The following is a 22,463-nucleotide window of genomic DNA, read 5'->3' as shown; positions in this document are numbered from 1 at the left end:
GGGGCGGGGTCAGCGGCAGTCGTAGGCGACGTCCACCCGTGCCGTGCGCTCGGCCGGCGTCAGCAGGCGAAGTTCGGCGTGCCCCTCGTAGCGGCCGCGGCCCTCGAAGCTCCACAGCAGATGCAGCCGTGCCTGCGTCCGGCCCCGGGGCAGCTCCTCGCGGAGCACGCCCGAGGAGGTGCCGTCGCTGCGGGTCCAGCGGTAGGTCAGCACCCCGGGGCGGCCGTTCGTCGTCACGGTGCCGACGAGGTCCGCGGTGCCCTCGCAGCCCACCGTGGCCGGCCGGGCCGTGACCGCCGCGTCCCGGACCGCCAGGTCCGGACCGAGGCGCTGCCAGGCCAGGAAGGCCAGCACGCACAGCAGCACGACCGCCGGCAGTGCGTGCCGCCGCACCCCCCGCCGCACCGGCGGCGCGGACGGTGCGGGCGGCACCGGGACGAGGGGCGCCCCGTACGAGCGGTGCGCCAGCGCGCCCGCGACACCCGGGCCGAACCGCAGCACCGTCCCCTCCACCCGGTCCGGCATGACGGGGGGCGGTGGTTCCGGTGCCGCGTCCGCCGGGGGGTCCTCGCGGCGGGTGTCCGCCGCCCGCAGTGTCGCCGCGTCCGGGGTCCCGTCCCGGCCGGGGCCCTGGTCGTCGGTCCGCTCGCGGAGCGTCGCCGTCTCCGGTCCGGGCCGCTGGATCCAGTGGCTGGCCAGCACGGTGGCGCTGTAGTCGTCGTCCTCGCCGGGCGGGTTCCCGGGCCGGGAGGCGGGGTCGTTCGCCGAGGTCATCGCAGGTCGCACCGCCGGGTGAGGAGCTGCTGCGACGCGCCTCCGTCCGCCGACGCCGGCGAGGTGGCCGCGCGCACCGTCCAGTAGCAGCCGGGGGTGGCGAAGGAGTGCTCGGCGGTCACGGTGTACCGGGTGGCACCGCTGCGCCGGATCACCTGCGTGGCCCCGTCCTGGGCGGACGGCCGGCCGGACACGTCACCCGTGAACCAGCTGAGGGAGACCGACACCGGGCCGGTCCCGTCCGTCACCACCGTGACGGTGGTCATGGCGGTGGTGGCACCGGTCTGCCGGAACTCCGAGACGGCGATGTCCTTCACCGCCGGTGCGGCGGGCGCGGTGTCCGGCGGCGGGGGAGGGGAGGTGGGAGTGCCCGGGCCGGTCGCCGGGCCGCCCGGTGTGCCGGTGTCGGTGCTGGGGTCCGTGTCGGGGCCGGTGCCCGGGTCGGTCCCCGCGTCGGGGTCGGTGCCCGGGGCCGCGTCGGTGCCCGCCGGGTCCGGGCCGCCGGGCTCCGCCGCCGCCGTGCCGGACGGCTCGGGGGAGGCGTCGGCCGCGGTGGCGGACGCCGACGGGCCCTCCGGCCCGTCCGGACCGGCCGTCGCGCCCGGCGCGGTGGGGCCCGCGGTGACGCCCGGGCGGGCACTGGTGGTGGCGAACGCCTCGGCCGCCCGGCGCTCCGTGTCGCCGCCCGACGGCTGGGCCTGCGCCAGCAGGACGGCCAGGACGACGGCCGCCGCCGCGGCCAGCAGCCCCGGACCACTGGGCCGCCAGGCCCGCGCCCACCCGCCGCCGCCCGGCCCCTGCCGCAGCACCGTGCGCGCGGTGTCCGTCGTGGAGTACGCCTCCGAGCGGGCCGACGGCAGCAGCAGCGGCAGCAGGGCGGCCAGCGCGGCCAGCCGGCCCCGGCCGCGCTCCTCCCAGCAGGGCCCGTACGTGGCGCCCGCGACCGCTTCCAGCTCCGCCACGAACGCCCGCGCGTCGTCCGGCCGTTGCCCCGGGTCCTTGGCCAGCCCGCGACGCACCAGCGGCCGCAGGGCCTCGGCCACCTCGCCGTCGGGGACGGGCGCGTCGACGTGGCGCAGCGCGAGTTCCGCGACGTTCTCGCCCGGGTAGGGCTTCCGGCCGGTCAGGCACTCGAAGAAGGTGGCCGTCGCCGCGTACACGTCGGTGGCCGGCGAGGCGGGCTCGCCCCGCCACTGCTCGGGTGCCATGTAGGCGGGGGTGCCGGCCACCCCGGCGCGCGTTCCCGCGTCCGCCGCGATGCCGAAGTCGACCAGCTTCGAGGCCCCGTCCGGGGTGACCAGAACGTTCTCCGGCTTGTAGTCGCGGTGGACCACCCCGGCCCGGTGAGCGTCGGCCAGCCCCAGCAGCGACCCCTTGAGGACCGTCAGCGCGGCCTCCGGCTCCAGCGGGCCCCGCCGGGCCAGCAGGGCGCGCAGGGGGACACCGTCCACCAGTTCCATCACGATGGCCGCGCCGTCGGGACTCTCCACGTACTCGTACAGACCGGCGACATACGGACTGTCCAGGCCGCCCAGCAGCCGGGCCTCCGCGCGGAAGTCGTGCACGAAGCCGGGGCGGGTGCGCAGCGACGAGCTGAGGTACTTCACCGCCACGGGCACACCGGTGCCCTCGTGCACGGCGAGAACGACCCGGCCGCTCGCCCCGGCCCCCAGTTCCAGCGACTCGGTGTACCCCGGTACCGCCCATGTGCTCATCGATCCCCCCGGACCGCAGTCCGTCCCCCGGAGCATGGCGCGCCCCGGGGCATCCGGCCCTCGCGAACACAGACACGATTCAGGCCACCGCGGTTGCGGTCACCGGCCGACCGGCGGTCCGGGCCACCGGAGCCCCGGCGTCCGCCGCGACGGGCGGCAGAGCCGCGGGCACCCTGCGCGCGTCCGGTTCCGAGGGCTCCCCGCCCCGTCTTTGTCCTGTGAGTGGAAAAAGTGGGGGGCAATTCCTGCACGACTTCTTCCCAGCCCGGGCAGCCGCTGCTACGTTCCCTTCCGAAAGCAGGCCGCACACGTGGCCGGAATCCGGTGCGCGATGCCGATCGAGGCGGGGAGGGGCTCGTGAGACGCATGACAGCCCGACCCGCGAACGCCCACCAGGCCCGGCTGCTGCGGCTGCTGCGCGACGGCGGCCCCAACTCCCGTGCCCAGCTCGGCGATCAGGTCGACCTCTCCCGGTCCAAACTGGCCGTGGAGGTGGACCGGCTGCTGGAGACCGAGCTGGTCGTGGCCGACGGCCTCGCCGCCTCGCGCGGCGGACGGCGCTCCCACAACATCCGGCTCAACCCCCGTCTGCGCATGCTCGGTGTCGACATCGGCGCGACCTCGGTCGACGTCGCCGTCACCAACGCCGAGCTGGAGATCCTCGGACACATCACCCAGCCCCTGGACGTGCGCGAGGGACCGGTCGCGGTCTTCGAGCAGGTCCTCGCCATGGCCGCCAAGTTGCGCGCCTCGGGACTCGCGGAGGGGTTCGACGGCGCCGGCATCGGCGTCCCCGGCCCGGTCCGCTTCCCCGAGGGCGTCCCGGTGGCCCCGCCGATCATGCCGGGCTGGGACGGCTTCCCCGTGCGGGAGGCCCTCAGCCAGGAACTCGGCTGCCCCGTCATGGTCGACAACGACGTGAACCTGATGGCGATGGGCGAGCAGCACGCGGGCGTCGCCCGCACCGTCGCCGACTTCCTCTGCGTCAAGATCGGCACCGGCATCGGCTGCGGCATCGTCGTCGGCGGCGAGGTCTACCGCGGGACGACGGGCAGCGCGGGCGACATCGGCCACATCCAGGCCGTGCCCGGCGGCCGGCCCTGCGCCTGCGGCAACCGGGGCTGCCTGGAGGCCCACTTCTCCGGCGCGGCCCTCGCCCGGGACGCCACCGAGGCCGCCCAGCAGGGGCGTTCCGTGGAACTCGCGGCCCGGCTGGAGGCGAACGGCACGCTCAGCGCGGCCGATGTCGCCGCCGCTGCCGCCGCCGGGGACGCCACCGCCCTGGACCTGATCCGCGAGGGCGGCAACCGCACCGGCCAGGTCATCGCCGGACTCGTCAGCTTCTTCAACCCCGGCCTGGTGGTGATCGGCGGCGGAGTGACCGGCCTCGGCCACACCCTGCTCGCCGCGATCCGCACCCAGGTCTACCGCCAGTCGCTGCCCCTGGCGACCGGCAACCTCCCCATCGTCCTGGGCGAGTTGGGCCCCACCGCCGGCGTGATCGGCGCGGCCCGGCTCATCAGCGACCACCTGTTCTCACCGGCCTAGGCACCCCGCACCACGGCACACCCGCACCACGGCACACCCGCACCACGGCACACCTGCACCACGGCACACCTGCACCACGGCACGACGCACCGAGAGCGCACCGCGCCACCGCACCACAGCGCGACGCACCACCGCACACGGCACAACGACGCACCGCACAAGGCACCACCGCACAAGGCACCACAGGCACCACAGGCACCACCCAGCACCACCGAACTGCCGCACCGCGCACGGCCGCACCGCCCGACGACGCACCGCCGCACCGTTCCACCACCGCACGCCACCGGTACCACAGCCCTGCCCTGACAACGTTGGCCCGACCGCGCCCTGACACCGGCCCGCACGCCCGCCGAGGGGAATCCGCATGGCATCCCAAGCACCGCTGCTCCGCATGTCCGGCATCACCAAGTCGTTCCCGGGAGTCCGCGCCCTGGACGGAGTCGACCTCGACGTCCAGGCCGGTGAGGTGCACTGCCTGCTCGGCCAGAACGGGGCCGGCAAGTCCACCCTGATCAAGGTGCTGGCCGGGGCCCACCAGCCCGACACCGGCACCATCCACTGGCGCGGTGAAGCGGTCACGCTCCGCTCGCCGATCGCCGCCATGAAGCTGGGCATCGCCACCATCTACCAGGAACTCGACCTGGTGGAACACATGTCGGTCGCCGAGAACGTCCACCTCGGGCACGAACCCACCACCGCCGGCTTCGTCGTCCGCGGCCGGGCCGCCCGCACCGCGACCGCGGAGCTGCTCCAGCGCCTGGGGCACCCGGAGATCGACCCCGCCCGCCTGGTGGGCGAACTCTCCGCCGCGCAGCAGCAGATCGTGTCCATGGCGCGGGCGCTGTCCCACGACGTACGGCTCATCGTGATGGACGAACCGTCCGCCGCCCTGGACCCCGACGAGGTCGACAACCTCTTCCGGATCGTCGCCGGACTCACCGCCGAGGGAGTCGCCGTCGTCTACATCTCCCACCGCCTGGAGGAGATCCGCCGCATCGGCGACCGGGTGACCGTGCTGAAGGACGGCCGCGCCGTCGCCGGCGGGCTGCCCGCCGAGTCGACACCGACCAGCGAGGTCGTCTCCCTGATGACGGGCCGCAACGTCGAGTACGTCTTCCCCGAACGGCCCACCGGGCAGCCCCTCGGCGAACCGGTCCTGACGGTCGAAGGGCTGTCCCGCGACGGGGAGTTCGAGGCCCTGGACCTCCAGGTGCGGCCGGGGGAGATCGTCGGGCTCGCCGGGCTCGTCGGCTCCGGACGCTCCGAGATCCTGGAGACGGTCTACGGTGCCCGCAAACCGGACACCGGACGGGTCCTCGTCGACGGGCGGCCGCTCAGGCCCGGCAGCGTGCGGGCGGCCGTGCGGGCCGGGATCGGCCTGGCTCCCGAGGAACGCAAGGCCCAGGCGCTGCTGATGCTGGAGTCCGTCACCCGCAATGTGTCGGTCTCCACCATGTCCCGCTTCTCGCGGGCCGGCTGGATCGACCGCGGTGCCGAACTGGGGGCGGCACACGCGGCGATCCGTGAGCTGTCCCTGCGGCCCGACAACCCGCACGTGCCGGTGCGCACCCTCTCCGGCGGCAACCAGCAGAAGGCCGTGCTCGCGCGCTGGCTGCTGCGGGGCTGCCGGGTGCTGCTGCTGGACGAACCCACCCGCGGCGTCGACGTCGGCGCCCGCGCCGAGCTGTACGCGGTGGTCCGCCGGCTGGCCGACGAGGGCCTCGCCGTGCTGCTGGTCTCCAGCGAGGTGCCCGAGGTCCTCGGCCTCGCCGACCGCGTCCTGGTCCTGCGCGAGGGCCGGGTCGTCCACTCCGCGCCCGCCCGTGAACTCGACGAACACCGTGTACTCGACCTCGTCATGGAAGGAAGCCCGGCCACATGACGCAGCCCGTCTCCCCGCCGCGGGACACCATCGGCAAGACGCCGCCGTCCGCCGGCCCTCCGGCCTGGCGCGCCGTCCTGTTCCGCCCCGACGTGCGCACGCTCTCCCTGCTCGGGGTGCTCGCCGTCCTCGTCCTCATCGGAGGCTTCACCAAACCGGACGAGTTCCTCGACACCCGCAACCTGCAACTGGTCCTCACCCAGGCCTCCGTCATCGGTGTCGTCACCGTCGGCATGACCTTCGTCATCACCTCCGGCGGCATCGACCTGTCGGTCGGCGCGATCGTCGCCCTGTCCTCCGTCTGGGCGACCACCGTCGCCACCCAGGAGTTCGGCTTCGCCGGCATCCTCTTCACCGCCGTCCTCGTCGGCCTCGGCTGCGGACTGGTCAACGGGGTGCTCATCGCCTACGGCGGGATGGTGCCGTTCATCGCCACCCTCGCCATGCTCGCCTCCGCCCGCGGACTCGCCCTGCAGATCACCGACGGCCGCACCCAGATCGTCACCGTCGGCAGCGTCCTCGACCTCGGCGAACGCGACGCCTACGTGCTCGGCGTGCCGCCCCTGGTCCTGGTGTTCGCGGCGGTCACCGTCATCGGCTGGCTGCTGCTCAACCGGACCACCTTCGGCCGGCGCACCGTCGCCGTCGGCGGCAACGCGGAGGCCGCCCGCCTCGCCGGCATCGACGTCCGCCGCCAGCAGCTCTACCTCTACCTGCTGTCCGGCCTGTGCTGCGGCATCGCCGCCTTCCTCCTCATCGTCCTGGCCGGCTCCGGCCAGAACACCAACGGCAACCTCTACGAACTCGACGCCATCGCCGCCGCGATCATCGGCGGCACCCTGCTCACCGGAGGCCGCGGCACCATCGTCGGCTCCGTGCTGGGCGTCCTGATCTTCACCACGATCACCAACATCTTCGCCCTGAACAACCTGCAGAGCGACGTCCAGCAGATCGCCAAGGGCGCGATCATCGTCGCCGCCGTGCTGGTCCAGCGCCGTACCGCGAGCACGACCTAGGAAAGGGTTCACCGCCATGCCCAAGCCCATGCCGTCCACGAGCCGCAGAGGGCTGCTCTTCGGAGCCGCCGCCGTGTCCGCCGGTGCCCTGGTCACCGGCTGCACCAGCAACGAGCCGAGCGAGAAGGAGCCCGCCGCGGGCAACCAGCCGGCCGCCGACGACAAGCCGGGCAAGCCGGTCACCATCGGCTTCGCCGGACCGCAGGCCGACCACGGCTGGCTCAACGCCATCAACGACAACGCCAAGAAGCGCGCCGAGAAGTACAGCGACGTCACCCTGGAGATCACCGAGGGCTCCAACGACACCGCGCAGCAGATCGGCCAGATCGAGACCCTCATCAACAAGAAGGTCGACGTGCTGGTCGTGCTGCCCGCCGACGGCAAGGCCCTCACCCAGGTCGGGCTGAAGGCGATGCGGGCCGGCATCCCCGTCGTCAACCTCGACCGGATCTTCAACACCCCGCAGGCCTACCGCTGCTGGATCGGCGGCGACAACTACGGCATGGGCCTCAACGCCGGTCACTACATCGGCGAGAAGCTCAAGGACACGCCGGACGCCCGGGTCGTCGAACTCGCCGGCCTGGACAACCTGGAACTCACCAAGCAGCGCACCCAGGGCTTCGACGACGCCCTGAAGAACTACCCCAACATCAAGAAGGTGGCCCGCCAGGCGGCCGAGTTCACCGTCGAGACCGGCCAGGCCAAGATGGCGCAGCTGCTCCAGGCCCAGCCGAAGATCGACGCCCTGTGGAACCACGACGACGACCAGGGCGTGGGCGCGCTGCGCGCCATCGAACAGGCCGGGCGCGACGAGTTCCTGATGGTCGGCGGCGCGGGCGCGCTGTCCGCCTTCGAGGCCATCAAGGCGGACAACGGTGTCCTGAAGGCCACCGTGCTGTACCCGCCGACGATGGCGGCCTCCGCGATCGACCTGGCCCGCGCGCTCGGCCAGGGCAAGGGGGTCGGCGGGCTCGCCGAGTTCGAGATCCCCGCGTCGCTGACCTGCTACTCGGCCGTCGTCGACAAGGAGAACGTGGACCAGTACATGTCCACCGGCTTCAAGTGAGGAGCCCCGGCCCACGGGCCTGACCAGCCCACCGGGCGGGGCCCGCCCCCGCCCGCACGGACGACGAGGAGGACATCCGTATGGCACAGCCGCAAGCGTCAGAAGGGGCAGCAGGAACGGGGAAGCCACGCCTGCGCGTCGGCATGGTCGGTTACGCCTTCATGGGCGCCGCCCACTCCCAGGGCTGGCGCACCGCAGGGCGCGTCTTCGACCTGCCGCTGCACCCCGAACTGGCCGTGATCTGCGGCCGGGACGCGTCCGCCGTGCGCGCGGCCGCCGACCGGCACGGCTGGGCGGCGACCGAGACCGACTGGCGCGCCCTCGTCGAACGGGACGACGTCGACCTCGTCGACATCTGCACCCCGGGCGACAGCCACGCCGAGATCGCGCTGGCCGCGCTCGCCGCCGGCAAGCACGTGCTGTGCGAGAAACCCCTCGCCAACACCGTCGCCGAGGCCGAGGCGATGGTCCGCGCGGCCGACGAGGCGGCCGCGCGGGGCCGCACCGCCATGGTCGGCTTCAACTACCGCCGGGTCCCCGCGACCGCGCTCGCCCGGCGGATGGTCGCCGAGGGCCGCATCGGCACCCTGCGGCACGTCCGCGTGTCCTACCTCCAGGACTGGCTGGTGGACCCGCAGTTCCCGCTGACCTGGCGGCTGCGCCGGGACCAGGCCGGCTCCGGCTCGCTCGGCGACCTCGGGGCGCACATCGTCGACCTCGCCCAGTACCTGGCCGGCGAGCACCTGGCCGGGGTGTCCGCCCTGACCGAGACCTTCGTACGGCACCGGCCGCTGCCCACCGCCGCGACCAGCGGCCTGGCCGCCGTGTCCGCCGCCGGCACCGGCGAGGTCACCGTCGACGACGCCGCCCTGTTCACCGGCCGCTTCGCCTCCGGCGCCCTGGCCTCCTTCGAGGCCACCCGGTACGCCACCGGACGCAAGAACGCCCTGCGCATCGAACTCAACGGCGAGCGCGGCTCGCTGGCCTTCGACCTGGAACGGCTCAACGAGCTGTCGTACCACGACGGCACCGAGCCCGGCACGCACGCCGGGTTCCGCCGCATCCTCGTCACCGAACCGGACCACCCCTACCTGGACGCCTGGTGGCCGCCGGGCCACGGCCTCGGCTACGAGCACACCTTCGTGCACCAGGCGCGCGACCTGGTCCACGCGGTCGCCGAGGGCCGCACCCCCGACCCCTCCTTCGCCGACGGACTCCAGGTGCAGCGCGTCCTGGCCGCCGTGGAGGAGAGCGCAGAGAAGAACTCCGTCTACACGCCGATCGCCGCCTGAGGAGGACGGATAGGGATGCCGCGCAACTTCACGCTGTTCACCGGCCAGTGGGCCGACCTGCCCCTGGAGGAGGTCTGCCGCCTCGCCCGCGACTTCGGCTACGACGGTCTCGAACTCGCCTGCTGGGGCGATCACTTCGAGGTGGACATGGCCCTCGCCGACCCCTCCTACGTCGACTCCCGGCACCAGCTCCTCGAGAAGTACGGACTCAAGTGCTGGGCGATCTCCAACCATCTGGTCGGCCAGGCGGTGTGCGACGCCATCATCGACGAACGCCATCAGGCCATCCTGCCCGCCCGGATCTGGGGCGACGGTGAGCCGGAGGGCGTCCGGCAGCGGGCCGCCGCCGAGATCAAGGACACCGCACGGGCCGCGGCCCGCTTCGGCGTCGACACCGTCATCGGCTTCACCGGCTCCGCGATCTGGCACCTGGTCGCCATGTTCCCGCCCGCCTCCGAGGCGATGATCGAGCGCGGCTACGAGGACTTCGCCACCCGCTGGAACCCCATCCTCGACGTCTTCGACGCCGAGGGCGTGCGCTTCGCCCACGAGGTGCACCCCGGCGAGATCGCCTACGACTACTGGACCACCGTCCGCACCCTCGAAGCCGTCGGCCACCGGCCGGCCTTCGGCCTCAACTTCGACCCGTCCCACTTCGTGTGGCAGGACCTCGACCCGGTCGGCTTCCTGTGGGACTTCCGCGACCGCATCTACCACGTCGACTGCAAGGAGGCCCGCAAGCGCCTGGACGGCCGCAACGGCCGCCTCGGCTCCCACCTGCCCTGGGGCGACCCCCGCCGCGGCTGGGACTTCGTCTCCGCCGGCCACGGCGACGTCCCCTGGGAGGACGTCTTCCGCATGCTGCGCTCCATCGGGTACGGGGGCCCCGTGTCGGTCGAGTGGGAGGACGCCGGCATGGACCGCCTCCAGGGCGCCCCGGAGGCACTGACCCGCCTGAAGGCATACGACTTCGAGCCGCCCAGCGCCTCCTTCGACGCCGCGTTCAGCAGCTGACGGGCCCGCCCGTCCGCAGGTCGGGGACGGGGGCCGGCGCACCTGCCGGTCCCCGGCCCGGCCTGCCCGCATCCCGCTTTGTCCTGTGCGGGGAAAAAGTTCAACCCGTCGCGGTCCAAGGGCTGTTCGCCCCGGAAGAACGCGGTTACCGTCCCTGAAGTGTCCGCGACACATACGCCTCCGGGGTGACGGCGCACCCCGGTACCCACTCCTACCGCACGTCCACGCACCCGTTCCGTACGGCCCCACCCCGTTCCCGGAGGGACTTCGTGCACAGAAGCCGACTGAAGACAACGCGCACCGCGAGGCGTTCCAGATTGCGAACCGGACTCGCCCTGTTCACCGGCCTGCTCCTGGCCGTGGGCACCCCGGCGACCGTCGCCGGAGCCCACCCGGGGCACCCCGAGCACGACGGACCGGCCGCCGCCGAGGGACAGTTCCAGCAGGTACCGCTCGCCAAGGGCGAACCCGAGATGGGCGAGCCGATGTCGCTCGCCGTCCTCCCCGACCGCAGCGTCCTGCACACCTCCCGCGACGGCACGCTCCGCATCACCGACGAGGGCGGCGTCACCAAGGTCGCCGGCCGCATCCCCGTCTACAGCCACGACGAGGAAGGGCTCCAGGGCGTCGGCATCGACCCGGACTTCGAGAACAACCGGGCCATCTACCTGTACTACGCCCCGCCCCTCGACACCCCCGCCGGCGACGCCCCGGAGACCGGAACCGCCGAGGACTTCGCGGCGTTCGAGGGCGTCAACCGCCTCTCCCGCTTCGTCCTCAACGCCAACGGCACCCTGGACCTGTCCAGCGAGAAGAAGGTCCTGGACGTCGCGGCCTCCCGGGGCATCTGCTGCCACGTCGGCGGCGACATCGACTTCGACGCCGAGGGCAACCTGTACCTGTCCACCGGCGACGACACCAACCCCTTCGCCTCCGACGGCTACACCCCCATCGACGAACGCGCCGACCGCAACCCGGCCTTCGACGCCCGCCGCACCTCCGGCAACACCAACGACCTGCGCGGCAAGATCCTGCGGATCAAGGTCGCCGAGGACGGCTCGTACACCGTCCCCGAGGGCAACCTCTTCGCCCCCGGCACCGAGAAGACCCGTCCCGAGATCTACGCGATGGGCTTCCGCAACCCGTTCCGCATGAGCGTCGACGACAAGACCGGCGTCGTCTACGTCGGCGACTACGGGCCCGACGCGGGCGCCGCCGACCCGGACCGCGGCCCGGCCGGACAGGTCGAGTTCGCCAGGGTCACCGAGGCCGCCAACTTCGGCTGGCCGTTCTGCACCGGCGACAACGACGCCTACAACGACTACGACTTCGCCACCGGCACGTCCGGCCCCAAGTTCGACTGCGCCGCCCCGAAGAACACCTCGCGGCACAACACCGGCCTCACCGACCTGCCGCCCGCCCAGGCCGCCTGGATCCCCTACGACGGCGGATCCCTGCCCGAGTTCGGCAGCGGCTCGGAGTCCCCGATGGCCGGCCCCGTCTACCGCTACGACTCCGGCCTCGACTCCAAGGTGAAGTTCCCCGAGGCCTACGACGGCGACTTCTTCGCCGGCGAGTACGGCCGCCGCTGGATCAAGCGGATCGAGCAGAACGACGACGGCTCCGTCGCGAAGATCAACGACTTCCCGTGGACCGGCACGCAGATCATGGACATGGAGTTCGGCCCCGACGGCGCGCTCTACGTCCTGGACTACGGCCTCTCCTGGTTCCAGGGCGACGAGCACTCCGCGCTGTACCGGATCGAGAACGCCGAGGACGGCTTCTCCCCGATCGCCGAGGTCAGGGCCGACAAGACCTCCGGCGCCGCCGGGCTGAAGGTCAAGTTCACCGCCACCGCCAAGGACGCCGACTCCACCGACCTCACCTACAGCTGGGACTTCGGCGACGGCACCAAGGGCGAGGGCCTCACCCCCACCCACACGTACAAGAAGACCGGCACCTACTCCGCGACGTTCACCGCCAAGGACCCCGAGGGCAACACCGGCAACGCCAGCGTCCGCATCGTCGTCGGCAACACCGAACCCACGGTGAAGATCGACGTACCCGGCAACGGCAGCCTGGCCGCCTTCGGCGAACCCGTCCCCTTCAAGGTGACCGTCACCGACCCCGAGGAGAAGGTCGACTGCTCCCAGGTCAAGGTCGTCTACAGCCTCGGCCACGACTCCCACGCCCACGAACTGACCAGCGAGACGGGCTGCGAGGGCACCCTCAACCCGCCTCCCGGTGACGGCGGCCACGACCCCAACGCCAACATCTACGGCGTCGTCGGCGCCGCGTACACCGACGGCGGGGCGAACGGTCAGGAAGCCCTGACCGGGACCGCCCGCACCGTCCTGCAGCCGCTGCACCGCCAGGCCGAGCACTTCTCCACCCAGCAGGGCGTCACCGTCATCGACAAGACCGGTGCCCACGGCGGCAAGACCGTCGGCAACATCCACGACGGCGACTGGATCTCCTTCACCCCCTACCGCTTCGACGGGCAGAAGAAGATGACCGTCCGCGCCTCCTCCGGCGGCTCCGGCGGCTTCATCGAGCTGCGCACCGGCTCGCCCGACGGCAAGCTGCACGGCTCCGCGTACATCCCGCCGACCGGCGGCTGGGAGACCTTCCAGAACGTCGACGTCCCGCTGCGGTCCCTGCCGAAGAAGACCTCCGAGATCTTCCTGGTCTTCCGCGGCGGCGACGGCGCGCTCTACGACATCGACGACTTCGAGTTCTCCAAGGAGCGCTTCAAGGCCGGCAAGAAGGTCCTGGTCTTCTCCAGGACCGCCGGTTTCCGGCACGACTCCATCCCCGAGGGCATCGCCGCGCTGAAGGAACTCGGCGGCCCGGCCGGCATCACCGTCGACGCGACCGAGGAGGCCCGGCAGTTCACCACCTCCAACCTCGCCAAGTACGACGCGGTGGCCTTCCTGTCCACCACCGGTGACGTCCTGAACGCCGAGCAGCAGAAGGCGTTCGAGAACTACGTCAAGAACGGCGGCGGATACATGGGCATCCACGCCGCCGCCGACACCGAGTACGACTGGGAGTTCTACGGCGGCCTCGTCGGCGCGTACTTCGACTCGCACCCGGCCATCCAGAAGGCCACCGTGCGCGTCGAGGACCACGACCACCCGTCCACCGCGCACCTGGACGACGCCTGGGAGCGCACCGACGAGTGGTACAACTACCGCACCAACCCGCGGGAGCAGGCCAAGATCCTCGCCACCCTGGACGAGACGACCTACCAGGGCGGCACCATGAAGGGCGACCACCCGATCGCCTGGTGCCAGAACTACGGCGGCGGCCGCTCCTTCTACACCGGCGGCGGCCACACCAAGGAGTCCTACGCCGAGGAAGCCTTCCGCGCCCACCTGCTCGGCGGACTCCAGTACGCCACCGGCCAGGTCAAGGCCGACTGCAAGCCGGCCAAGGGCTACCGGACGATCTTCAACGGCCACACCCTGGACGGCTGGAAGCAGGCCGGCCCCGGCGGCTTCGACGTCAAGGACGGCACGCTGGAGTCCAACGGCGGCATGGGGCTGCTCTGGTACCAGGCCAAGGAACTGTCGTCCTACTCCCTGAAGCTGGACTGGAAGATGCGGGGCGACGACAACTCCGGGATCTTCGTGGGCTTCCCGGCCTCCGACGACCCCTGGTCCGCGGTGGACAAGGGCTACGAGATCCAGATCGACGCCACCGACGCGCCGGACCGGACGACCGGCGCGATCTACTCCTTCAAGTCGGCCAACATCAAGGCCCGTGACCAGGTGCTCCGCCCGCCCGGCCAGTGGAACTCCTACGAGATCAAGGTCAAGGGGGAACGCCTCCAGGTGTTCCTCAACGGAGTCAAGATCAACGACTTCACCAACAAGGACCTCGAGCGGAGCCTGACCGACGGCTACATCGGTCTGCAGAACCACGGCCCCGACGACAAGGTCTCCTTCCGCAACATCCAGCTGAAGGAACTGCCCTCCTAGGGTCCTCCGTTCGGACCAGGCCCGCTCCCTGATCCGGCCTGGTCCGGACGAGAGGCCCGCAGGGCGACCTGAACGGCGGCGGGCGGAGGACGCCGGACCTCCGCCCGCCGTCCCGCCGGGCCCCCAGGGGCCCGGCACCCGCTCGTCCCCGCCTCCGGCGGCTCACACCCGGTTCGCGTACGACAAGGAGGCTGCCCATGTCCGCCGAACCGTTCCTCCCCACCCCGCCCCCCGCCGCCCGCTTCGGCGTCTGGCTCATCGGGGCCCGCGGATCCGTCGCCACCACCGCCATCACCGGCTGCGCCGCCGTCGCCGCCGGACTCCACCCGCCGACCGGCATGGTCACCGAGACCCCCGACTTCACCGACTGCGGCCTGCCCCCGCTGTCCTCCCTCGTCTTCGGCGGCCACGACACCGTCGACTGCCCGCTCCCCAAGCGTGCCGAACACCTCGCCGCCGGCGGCGTCCTGCCCCACGGCCTGCCCACCGCCGTGCACGCCGAACTCCTCGCCGCCGACCGGGAGATCCGGCCGGGCGGGCCCCCGCCGGGCGCCCCCGGCGACACCTCGGTCGCCACCGGGGACGACGGGCCGGCCCGCACCCAGGACGACTGGATCGACGGCTTCGCCGCCGACATCCGCGCCTTCGTCCGCCGCAACGACCTCGCCGGCGCCGTCGTCGTCAACGTCGCCTCCACCGAGCCCGCCCCCGCCGACGGCACCCTGCCGCCCAGCTCCCTCTACGCGGCCGCCGCCCTCCGCGCCGACTGCCCCTACGTCAACTTCACCCCCTCCGCCGGCCTGCACCACCCGGCACTCGCCGAAGCCGCCGAGACCGCGGGCCTGCCCCACGCGGGACGCGACGGCAAGACCGGACAGACCCTGCTGCGCTCCGTCCTCGGCCCGATGTTCCGCCAGCGGGCGCTCGCCGTGCGCGCCTGGTCCGGCACCAACCTGCTCGGCGGCGGCGACGGCGCCGCCCTCGCCGATCCCGCGGCCGCCGCCGCCAAGAACGGCGGCAAGGAACGCGTCCTCACCGACACCCTCGGAGCCGCCCCCGAGGGCGAGGTCCACATCGACGACGTGCCCTCCCTCGGCGACTGGAAGACCGCCTGGGACCACGTCGCCTTCGACGGCTTCCTCGGCTCCCGCATGATCCTCCAGACCGTGTGGCAGGGCTGCGACTCCGCCCTCGCCGCCCCCCTCGTGCTCGACCTGGCCCGACTCACCCTGCGGGCCCGGCAGAAGGGCATCACCGGGCCGCTGCGCGAACTCGGCTTCTATTTCAAGGACCCGGTCGGCGACGGCCCGGCCGCCCTGGCGGAGCAGTACGCGGACCTGCTGACCCTGGCCGCACGGCTCCGTGAGGACGCCGGCGAGCCGGAGGGCCCGGACGGACGGGACGGCGGGGACGGCGGGGATGGAGGGGACGGAGGGCCGGGCCGGCGCGGCCCGCAGGGCGGGCATGACCAGCACGGCTCGGAGGTACGGCGATGACCGGCCGGGGCGCGTTCGCGGAGGGCCGGTTCCCGCCGAGCACGTCGGTCACGGGCGCGTCCGGATCGGCGTCGGGCCGGTCCGGGGCTGGCACGTCCGGATCCGCATGGGGCCCGTCCGGGTCCGCGGCGGGCACATCGGCGTCGAACGCGCACGACCCGCACGACGCGCACGACCTGTACGACGCGCACGACCCGTACGACGCGTCCGCCGAGGCCGGCACGGCGGACGCGCCCGCCCCGGCCTCCGCGCATGCTCCCGTCCCGTCCGCCGATGGCGTGCCCCGTCCCGCTGTCCCGGGCGTCGGCCCCGGCCGGCTCGGTGCCTGGGCCGAACTGCTACGCCTGCCCGCCCTGTTCACCGTCCCCGGCGACGCGCTGGCCGGAGCGGCGGCGGCCGGTGCGCGGCCCGGGGTGCGGACACTGCTCGCCATCGGCTCCTCCGTGTGCCTGTACGAGGCGGGCATGGCGCTGAACGACTGGGCGGACCGCGAGGAGGACGCCCGGGAGCGGCCGCACCGCCCGATCCCGTCCGGCCGCATCCGCCCGGCCGCCGCCCTCACCGCCGCGGGTGCGCTCACCGGAGCGGGTCTGGCCCTGGCCGCCGGTGCGGGACGCCCCGCCCTCGCCGTGGCCGCGCCGCTCGCCGCGACCGTGTGGGCCTACGACCTCACCCTGAAGCACACACCCGCCGGACCGGCGGCCATGGCGGCCGCCCGCGGACTCGACCTGCTCCTCGGCGCCGCGGCCACCGGAAGCGCCCAGGGCGACGGCGGCCGGGGCGGTGATGCGGGCCGTGCCACCCGGGCCGCCCTGCCCTCCGCCGTGCTGCTCGGCAGTCACACCCTGGCCGTCACCGCCGTGTCCCGCCGGGAGACCACCGGCGGGGCGGTCCTGGCCCCCCTCGCGGCGCTCGCGACGACCGGGGTGCTCACCCGGCTCGTCACCCACCGCCGCACCCAGCTCCCGGCAGGCCGGCGGGCAGCAGCCGCCCCCGGCCTGCCGGGCTCCGGCCCCGCCGTGCCCGCTGCTCCGGCCACCGACGTCCTGGCCACCGACGTCCTGGCCACCGCGCTGGGCGCCGCCTACGCCGCCACCGCCGCCCGGCCGTACTTCCACGCCGCGCTCAACCCGTCACCCCCGCTCACCCAGCGCGCCGTCGGCGGCGGCATCCGGGCGACGATCCCGCTCCAGGCCGCCCTCGCCGCCCGCTCCGGCGCCCCCGTGACCTCCCTGCTGGTCGCGGCCCTGGCCCCGGCCGGCCGGTGGTTCGCGCGGCGGGCCGCGATGAGGAAGGTGAGCGTCACATGAGCCACGACGCGTCGAGCAACCGGCACGGGGTCACTGGCGAGGCAGCACAGTCGCCCCCGCGGGAGCCCGTCCCGCTGCGTTTCGGCTACGGCACCAACGGCCTCGCCGACCTCCGTCTCGACGACGCCCTCGGCCTGCTCGCCGACCTCGGCTACGACGGCGTCGGCCTGACCCTCGACCACATGCACCTCGACCCCCTCGCCCCGGACCTGGCCGCCCGCACCCGCCGGGTCGCCCACCGGCTGGACGCGCTCGGCCTGGGCGTCACCGTCGAGACCGGTGCCCGCTACGTCCTCGACGCGCGCCGCAAGCACGGCCCGTCGCTCCTCGACCCGGACCCGGAGGACCGGGCCCGACGGGTCGACCTGCTCCTGCGGGCCGTCCGGGTCGCCGCCGACCTGGGCGCCCACGCCGTGCACTGCTTCAGCGGCGTCCTCCCCGAGGGCACCGACGAGGACACCGCCTGGAAGCGCCTCGAGCAGTCCCTCACCCCGGTGCTGGAGGCCGCCGACGCCGCCGGTGTCCCGCTCGCCGTGGAGCCCGAACCCGGCCATCTCCTGAGCACCCTCGCCGACTTCCACCACCTGCGCCGCCTCCTCGGCGACCCCCGGCCCCTCGGCCTCACCCTGGACATCGGCCACTGCCAGTGCCTGGAACCCCTCTCTCCCACGGACTGCGTCCGCGAAGCCGCTCCCTGGCTGCGCCACGTGCAGATCGAGGACATGCGGCGCGGCGTGCACGAGCACCTCCCCTTCGGCGACGGCGAGATCGACTTCCCGCCCGTCCTCGCGGCTCTCGCCGCCACCGGCTACCGGGGCCTGACCGTCGTCGAACTGCCCCGCCACTCCCACGCGGGCCCCCACTTCGCCGCCCACTCCCTCCCGTTCCTCCGCGCGGCCGCCCCGTCACCGGTGGGACCTACCCGGACCGCCACCACCTCCTCCTCCGATCCCGTCCCCTCACACGGCGATCCCTCCGCCACCCCCGAAGGGAGCACCACCCCATGAACAGCCCCGATGCCGTCCCGGCGACCCCGGAGGCAGACCCAGCGGGCACCACCCCCGCCACCGCCGCCCACCCCGCGACCCAGACGCAGGCCGACAGCCCCGCCGCCCACCCCGCGGCAGCAGCACAGACCCACCAACGGGCCGATCACCCGGCCGATCACCAGCCCGGCCACCACACCGGTCACCCGGCCGTCCTCCCGCCCGCCGACCTGCGCCGCGTGCTCGCCGACCGCCTGGACCCGGCCGCCCGCGCCTGGCTCGACCGGGCCCTGGAGGAGGCCGCCGAACACCCGGGCACCCACGGCCCCATCTCGGTGTGGGAGCTCCGGCTCGCCGAGGCGGGCCGCCGCTGCGGGCCCGACCACGCCGACGCCGCCCGCGTCCTCATCCTGGACGCCGCCCGCGCCGACACGGACGCCCTCACCCGGGTCTACTCCCAGGGCACCGCCGCCGAACGCCGCGCCGTCCTGCACGCCTTGGCCCACCTCGTGCCCGGCCCGGACGCCGTCCCGCTCGTCGAGGACGCCCTGCGCACCAACGACACCCGGCTCGTCGCCGCCGCCCTCGGCCCCTACGGCGCCCGGCACCTCGATCCCCACGCCTGGCGGCACGCCGTACTGAAGTGCCTGTTCACCGGCGTCCCCGTCGACCGGATCACCGACCTGGCCCGGCGCGCCCGCGGCGACGGCGAACTCGCCCGCATGCTCGGCGACTTCGCCGAGGAACGCACCGCCGCCGGCCGATCCGTCCCCGACGACCTGTACCGGGTCCTGACGCTGGCCTCCACCGACGGCCCCGCCCCTCCGACACCGGCCCCGGACCGCCCCCGCGCCCCGCACCACCCGCATGCGGACACCCCCCACCCGGACGACGCCCCCCACGTCAAGGAGACCTGATGCGCCTCTTCGACCCCCACATCCACATGACGTCCCGGACCACCGACGACTACCAGGCCATGTACACCGCGGGGGTCCGCGCCGTCGTCGAGCCGGCCTTCTGGCTGGGCCAGCCCCGCACCTCCCCGGCCTCCTTCCTCGACTACTTCGACGCCCTCCTCGGCTGGGAACCCTTCCGCGCCGCCCAGTACGGCATCGCCCACCACTGCACGCTGGCCCTGAACCCCAAGGAGGCCAACGACCCGCGCTGCGTGCCCGTCCTCGACGAACTGCCCCGCTACCTCGTCAAGGACAACGTGGTGGCCGTCGGCGAGATCGGCTACGACTCCATGACCCCCGCCGAGGACACCGCACTGGCCGCACAGCTCCAGCTCGCCGCCGACCACGGCCTGCCCGCCCTCGTGCACACCCCGCACCGCGACAAGCTGGCCGGACTGCGCCGCACCCTCGACGTCGTCCGCGAGTCCGCCCTGCCCATGGACCGCGTCCTGATCGACCACCTCAACGAGACCACCGTCAAGGAGGCCAAGGACAGCGGCTGCTGGCTGGGCTTCTCCGTCTACCCGGACACCAAGATGGACGAGGACCGGATGGTCGCGATCCTGAAGGAACACGGCCCCGAACGCGTCCTGGTGAACTCCGCCGCCGACTGGGGCAAGAGCGACCCGCTGAAGACCCGCAAGGTGGCCGACCTCATGCTCGCCGAGGGCTTCACCGAGGACGACGTCGACCGGGTGCTGTGGCGCAACCCCGTCGCCTTCTACGGGCTCAGCGGCCGGCTCGCCCTGGACGTCCCCGCCCCCCGCGACACCCACGAGGGCAACTCCATCCAGCGCGGCGCCCCCAAGGACGCGCCCGGCCCGGCCGCCGTCCCCGCCGCGGAGGCGTGAGCCATGCGCTTCCGCCACCCCGACGGCTCCACCGTCCACCTCGCCTACTGCACCAACGTGCACCCCGCCGAGACCCTCGACGGCGTCCTCGCCCAGCTCCGCGACCACTGCGAGCCCGTCCGCCGCCGCCTGGGCCGGGACCGTCTCGGCATCGGCCTGTGGCTCGCCAGGGACGCCGCCCGCGCCCTCGTCGGCGACCCCTCCGCCCTCCGCGGGCTGCGCTGCGCACTCGAACAGCGGGGCCTGGAGGTCGTCACCCTCAACGGCTTCCCCTACGAGGGATTCGGCGCGGACGAGGTCAAGTACCGCGTCTACAAGCCCGACTGGGCCGACCCCGAGCGGCTGGAGTACACGACGGCCCTGGCCCGCGTCCTCGCCGGGCTGCTCCCCGACGACGTCACCGAGGGCAGCATCTCCACCCTGCCGCTGGCCTGGCGCACCGCCTACGACGACCGGCGGGCCGCCACCGCCCGCACCGCCCTGCGCACCCTCGCCGAACGCCTCGACGCCCTCCAGGACCTCACCGGACGCTCCGTCCGGGTCGCCCTGGAACCCGAACCCGGCTGCGTCGTCGAAACCACCCGCGATGCCCTCGCACCGCTGACCGCGGTCGGCCACGACCGCATCGGCATCTGCGTCGACACCTGCCACCTCGCCACCTCCTTCGAGGACCCGCACACCGCCCTGGACGACCTCACCCGGGCCGGGGTGCCCGTCGTCAAATCCCAGCTGTCCGCCGCACTGCACGCCGAACAGCCCCACCTCCCCGAGGCCCGCGAGGCGCTGGCCGCCTTCGCCGAGCCCCGCTTCCTGCACCAGACCCGCACCGTCACCGCCGCCGGTCTGCACGGCACCGACGACCTCGACGAGGCCCTGAGCGGCACCGCCCTGCCCGACAGCGCACCCTGGCGCGCGCACTTCCACGTCCCGCTGCACGCGGACCCCGTCGCACCCCTCACCTCCACGCTGCCCGTGCTCACCTCCGCCCTCGCCCGCCTCGTCGGCGGCCGGCACCCGCTCACCCACCACCTCGAGGTCGAGACCTACACCTGGCAGGCTCTCCCGCCCGAACTGCGCCCGAAGGGCCGCGCTGCACTCGCCGACGGCATCGCCGCCGAACTCGCCCTGGCCCGCGACCTCCTGACGGACCTCGGCCTGAAGGAGCTCCCATGAGCGACGCCCCCACCCCCCTCCTCGTCCTCGACGTCGTGGGCCTCACCCCGCGTCTCCTCGACCACATGCCCCACCTGAAGGCCCTCGGCCAGGCCGGCTCCCGCGCGCCCCTCGGCACCGTGCTGCCCGCCGTCACCTGCGCCGCCCAGTCGACCTTCCTGACCGGCACCCTGCCCGCCGAGCACGGCATCGTCGGCAACGGCTGGTACTTCCGCGAACTCGGCGACGTCCTGCTGTGGCGGCAGCACAACGGGCTCGTCGCCGGCGACAAGCTCTGGGACGCCGCCCGCCGCGCCCACCCCGGCTACACCGTCGCCAACATCTGCTGGTGGTACGCGATGGGCGCCGACACCGACATCACCGTCACCCCCCGCCCCGTCTACTACGCCGACGGCCGCAAGGAACCCGACTGCTACACCCGGCCGCCCGCGCTGCACGACGAACTCACCGAGAAATTCGGCACCTTCCCCCTGTTCCACTTCTGGGGCCCCGGCGCCGACCTCGTCTCCAGCCGGTGGATCATCGACGCCACCCGCCACATCATGCGCACCCGCCACCCCGACCTGACCCTCTGCTACCTCCCTCACCTCGACTACGACCTCCAGCGCTACGGCCCCGACGACCCCCGCTCCCTGAAGGCGGCCGCCGACCTCGACGCCTCGATGGCCCCGCTGCTGGAGGACGCCCGCGCCGAGGGCCGCACCGTCGTCGCCCTGTCCGAGTACGGCATCACGCGCGTGAACCGCCCCGTGGACATCAACCGGGCCCTGCGCCGCGCCGGACTGCTGGAGGTGCACACGCAGGACGGCATGGAGTACCTCGACCCGATGGCCTCCCGCGCCTTCGCCGTCGCCGACCACCAGATCGCCCACGTCTACGTGCGCCGCCCCGAGGACCTCGACGCGACCCGCGCCGCCCTCGAGGGACTGCCCGGCATCGGGCAACTCCTCGACGACGAGGGCAAGAAGACCCACCACCTCGACCATCCCCGCTCCGGGGAGCTGGTCGCCGTCGCCGAACCCGACGCCTGGTTCACGTACTACTACTGGCTCGACGACGACCGAGCGCCCGACTTCGCCCGGCTCGTCGAGATCCACCGCAAACCCGGCTACGACCCCGTCGAACTCTTCATGGACCCCCTCGACCCCTACGTCAAGGTCAAGGCCGCCACCGCGCTGGCCCGCAAGAAGCTGGGCCTGCGCTACCGCATGGCGGTCGTGCCCCTCGACCCCTCACCTCTTCGCGGCAGCCACGGCCGCCTCCCCGCGAGCGACGACGACGGTCCGCTCCTCATCTGCTCCACCCCCGATGCCGTGGGCGACCGCGTCGCGGCCACCGATGTCAAACAACTCCTGCTCCGCCTGGCGGGACTCGACCGGCCGACGCAGGACGCACACCCGC

The 22,463-nt window shown here is 73.5% G+C and carries 15 protein-coding genes and 1 pseudogene; 14 read left to right on the top strand and 2 right to left on the bottom strand.

Going from position 1 to position 22,463, the window contains the following annotated elements; all coding sequences use genetic code 11:
* Nucleotides 1–9: 9 nt before the first annotated feature.
* Nucleotides 10–774, bottom strand: a complete 765-nt coding sequence (locus ACSU53_RS04140; RefSeq protein ID WP_437024801.1) for a hypothetical protein — start codon at nucleotides 772–774, stop codon at nucleotides 10–12.
* The gene (locus ACSU53_RS04135) at nucleotides 771–2,489 is read right to left on the bottom strand and encodes a protein kinase domain-containing protein (protein WP_437024800.1); all 1,719 of its coding nucleotides are present in this window, start codon (nucleotides 2,487–2,489) and stop codon (nucleotides 771–773) included. The genes ACSU53_RS04140 and ACSU53_RS04135 overlap by 4 nt, the downstream gene beginning before the upstream one ends.
* 366 nt (nucleotides 2,490–2,855) lie before the next feature.
* Here ACSU53_RS04135 and ACSU53_RS04130 point away from each other — a divergent pair, with 366 nt between their 5' ends.
* From ACSU53_RS04130 to ACSU53_RS04065, 14 genes and pseudogenes are all read left to right on the top strand, one after another.
* Nucleotides 2,856–4,037 carry an ROK family protein gene (locus tag ACSU53_RS04130; protein ID WP_437024799.1) on the top strand — a complete coding sequence of 394 codons (1,182 nt, stop codon included), beginning with the start codon at nucleotides 2,856–2,858 and terminating at the stop codon, nucleotides 4,035–4,037.
* Between the two features lie 364 nt (nucleotides 4,038–4,401).
* On the top strand, nucleotides 4,402–5,919 hold the full coding sequence (locus tag ACSU53_RS04125; protein WP_437024798.1) for a sugar ABC transporter ATP-binding protein: 1,518 nt from the start codon (nucleotides 4,402–4,404) through the stop codon (nucleotides 5,917–5,919).
* On the top strand, nucleotides 5,916–6,935 hold the full coding sequence (locus ACSU53_RS04120) for an ABC transporter permease (RefSeq protein WP_164336297.1): 1,020 nt from the start codon (nucleotides 5,916–5,918) through the stop codon (nucleotides 6,933–6,935). Before ACSU53_RS04125 ends, ACSU53_RS04120 begins: the two co-directional genes overlap by 4 nt.
* 16 nt (nucleotides 6,936–6,951) lie before the next feature.
* The gene (locus tag ACSU53_RS04115; protein ID WP_437024796.1) at nucleotides 6,952–8,001 is read left to right on the top strand and encodes a substrate-binding domain-containing protein; all 1,050 of its coding nucleotides are present in this window, start codon (nucleotides 6,952–6,954) and stop codon (nucleotides 7,999–8,001) included.
* Nucleotides 8,002–8,081: 80 nt separating this feature from the next.
* A complete protein-coding gene (locus tag ACSU53_RS04110; RefSeq protein WP_203625861.1) occupies nucleotides 8,082–9,293 on the top strand; it encodes a Gfo/Idh/MocA family protein in 1,212 nt (403 codons plus the stop codon).
* Nucleotides 9,294–9,308: 15 nt separating this feature from the next.
* Nucleotides 9,309–10,307 (top strand): sugar phosphate isomerase/epimerase family protein, encoded by a 999-nt coding sequence (locus tag ACSU53_RS04105; protein ID WP_437024795.1) that lies wholly within the window; start codon nucleotides 9,309–9,311, stop codon nucleotides 10,305–10,307.
* 269 nt (nucleotides 10,308–10,576) lie between these two features.
* Entirely contained in the window at nucleotides 10,577–14,290 is a 3,714-nt protein-coding gene (locus ACSU53_RS04100; RefSeq protein WP_437024794.1) for a ThuA domain-containing protein, read from the top strand.
* A 197-nt stretch (nucleotides 14,291–14,487) separates the two neighbouring features.
* Nucleotides 14,488–15,786 (top strand): inositol-3-phosphate synthase, encoded by a 1,299-nt coding sequence (locus tag ACSU53_RS04095; protein WP_437024792.1) that lies wholly within the window; start codon nucleotides 14,488–14,490, stop codon nucleotides 15,784–15,786.
* Nucleotides 15,787–16,064: 278 nt separating this feature from the next.
* Nucleotides 16,065–17,096 (top strand): SCO3242 family prenyltransferase, encoded by a 1,032-nt coding sequence (locus ACSU53_RS04090; RefSeq protein WP_437033018.1) that lies wholly within the window; start codon nucleotides 16,065–16,067, stop codon nucleotides 17,094–17,096.
* Nucleotides 17,093–18,103: a sugar phosphate isomerase/epimerase family protein gene (locus tag ACSU53_RS04085; protein WP_437024790.1), complete on the top strand. Its 1,011-nt coding sequence runs from the start codon at nucleotides 17,093–17,095 to the stop codon at nucleotides 18,101–18,103. The genes ACSU53_RS04090 and ACSU53_RS04085 overlap by 4 nt, the downstream gene beginning before the upstream one ends.
* Nucleotides 18,100–18,999 carry an EboA domain-containing protein gene (locus tag ACSU53_RS04080; RefSeq protein WP_437024789.1) on the top strand — a complete coding sequence of 300 codons (900 nt, stop codon included), beginning with the start codon at nucleotides 18,100–18,102 and terminating at the stop codon, nucleotides 18,997–18,999. Before ACSU53_RS04085 ends, ACSU53_RS04080 begins: the two co-directional genes overlap by 4 nt.
* Nucleotides 18,999–19,889 carry a TatD family hydrolase gene (locus ACSU53_RS04075; protein ID WP_437024788.1) on the top strand — a complete coding sequence of 297 codons (891 nt, stop codon included), beginning with the start codon at nucleotides 18,999–19,001 and terminating at the stop codon, nucleotides 19,887–19,889. Before ACSU53_RS04080 ends, ACSU53_RS04075 begins: the two co-directional genes overlap by 1 nt.
* Nucleotides 19,890–19,892: 3 nt before the next feature.
* Nucleotides 19,893–21,062 (top strand): metabolite traffic protein EboE, encoded by a 1,170-nt coding sequence (eboE, locus tag ACSU53_RS04070; protein ID WP_437024787.1) that lies wholly within the window; start codon nucleotides 19,893–19,895, stop codon nucleotides 21,060–21,062.
* Nucleotides 21,059–22,435, top strand: a pseudogene (locus tag ACSU53_RS04065) (nucleotide pyrophosphatase/phosphodiesterase family protein); the annotation flags it as partial. The gene eboE and the pseudogene ACSU53_RS04065, both read left to right, overlap by 4 nt.
* Between the last annotated feature and the right edge of the window lie 28 nt (nucleotides 22,436–22,463).

Source organism: Streptomyces sp. enrichment culture (assembly GCF_964273255.1).
In the GTDB taxonomy this organism is placed as follows: domain Bacteria; phylum Actinomycetota; class Actinomycetes; order Streptomycetales; family Streptomycetaceae; genus Streptomyces.
This window is presented reverse-complemented; position numbering and strand designations above follow the sequence as displayed.

Bases quoted from the DNA above. Each gene is read 5' to 3' on its own strand.
- ACSU53_RS04120 (WP_164336297.1), top strand. From the start codon at position 5,916: ATGACGCAGCCCGTCTCCCCGCCGCGGGACACCATCGGCAAGACGCCG.
- ACSU53_RS04115 (WP_437024796.1), top strand. From the start codon at position 6,952: ATGCCCAAGCCCATGCCGTCCACGAGCCGCAGAGGGCTGCTCTTCGGA.
- ACSU53_RS04135 (WP_437024800.1), bottom strand. From the start codon at position 2,489: ATGAGCACATGGGCGGTACCGGGGTACACCGAGTCGCTGGAACTGGGG.
- ACSU53_RS04095 (WP_437024792.1), top strand. From the start codon at position 14,488: ATGTCCGCCGAACCGTTCCTCCCCACCCCGCCCCCCGCCGCCCGCTTC.
- ACSU53_RS04140 (WP_437024801.1), bottom strand. From the start codon at position 774: ATGACCTCGGCGAACGACCCCGCCTCCCGGCCCGGGAACCCGCCCGGC.
- ACSU53_RS04105 (WP_437024795.1), top strand. From the start codon at position 9,309: ATGCCGCGCAACTTCACGCTGTTCACCGGCCAGTGGGCCGACCTGCCC.
- ACSU53_RS04080 (WP_437024789.1), top strand. From the start codon at position 18,100: ATGAACAGCCCCGATGCCGTCCCGGCGACCCCGGAGGCAGACCCAGCG.
- ACSU53_RS04110 (WP_203625861.1), top strand. From the start codon at position 8,082: ATGGCACAGCCGCAAGCGTCAGAAGGGGCAGCAGGAACGGGGAAGCCA.
- ACSU53_RS04075 (WP_437024788.1), top strand. From the start codon at position 18,999: ATGCGCCTCTTCGACCCCCACATCCACATGACGTCCCGGACCACCGAC.
- ACSU53_RS04130 (WP_437024799.1), top strand. From the start codon at position 2,856: ATGACAGCCCGACCCGCGAACGCCCACCAGGCCCGGCTGCTGCGGCTG.
- eboE (WP_437024787.1), top strand. From the start codon at position 19,893: ATGCGCTTCCGCCACCCCGACGGCTCCACCGTCCACCTCGCCTACTGC.
- ACSU53_RS04125 (WP_437024798.1), top strand. From the start codon at position 4,402: ATGGCATCCCAAGCACCGCTGCTCCGCATGTCCGGCATCACCAAGTCG.
- ACSU53_RS04085 (WP_437024790.1), top strand. From the start codon at position 17,093: ATGAGCCACGACGCGTCGAGCAACCGGCACGGGGTCACTGGCGAGGCA.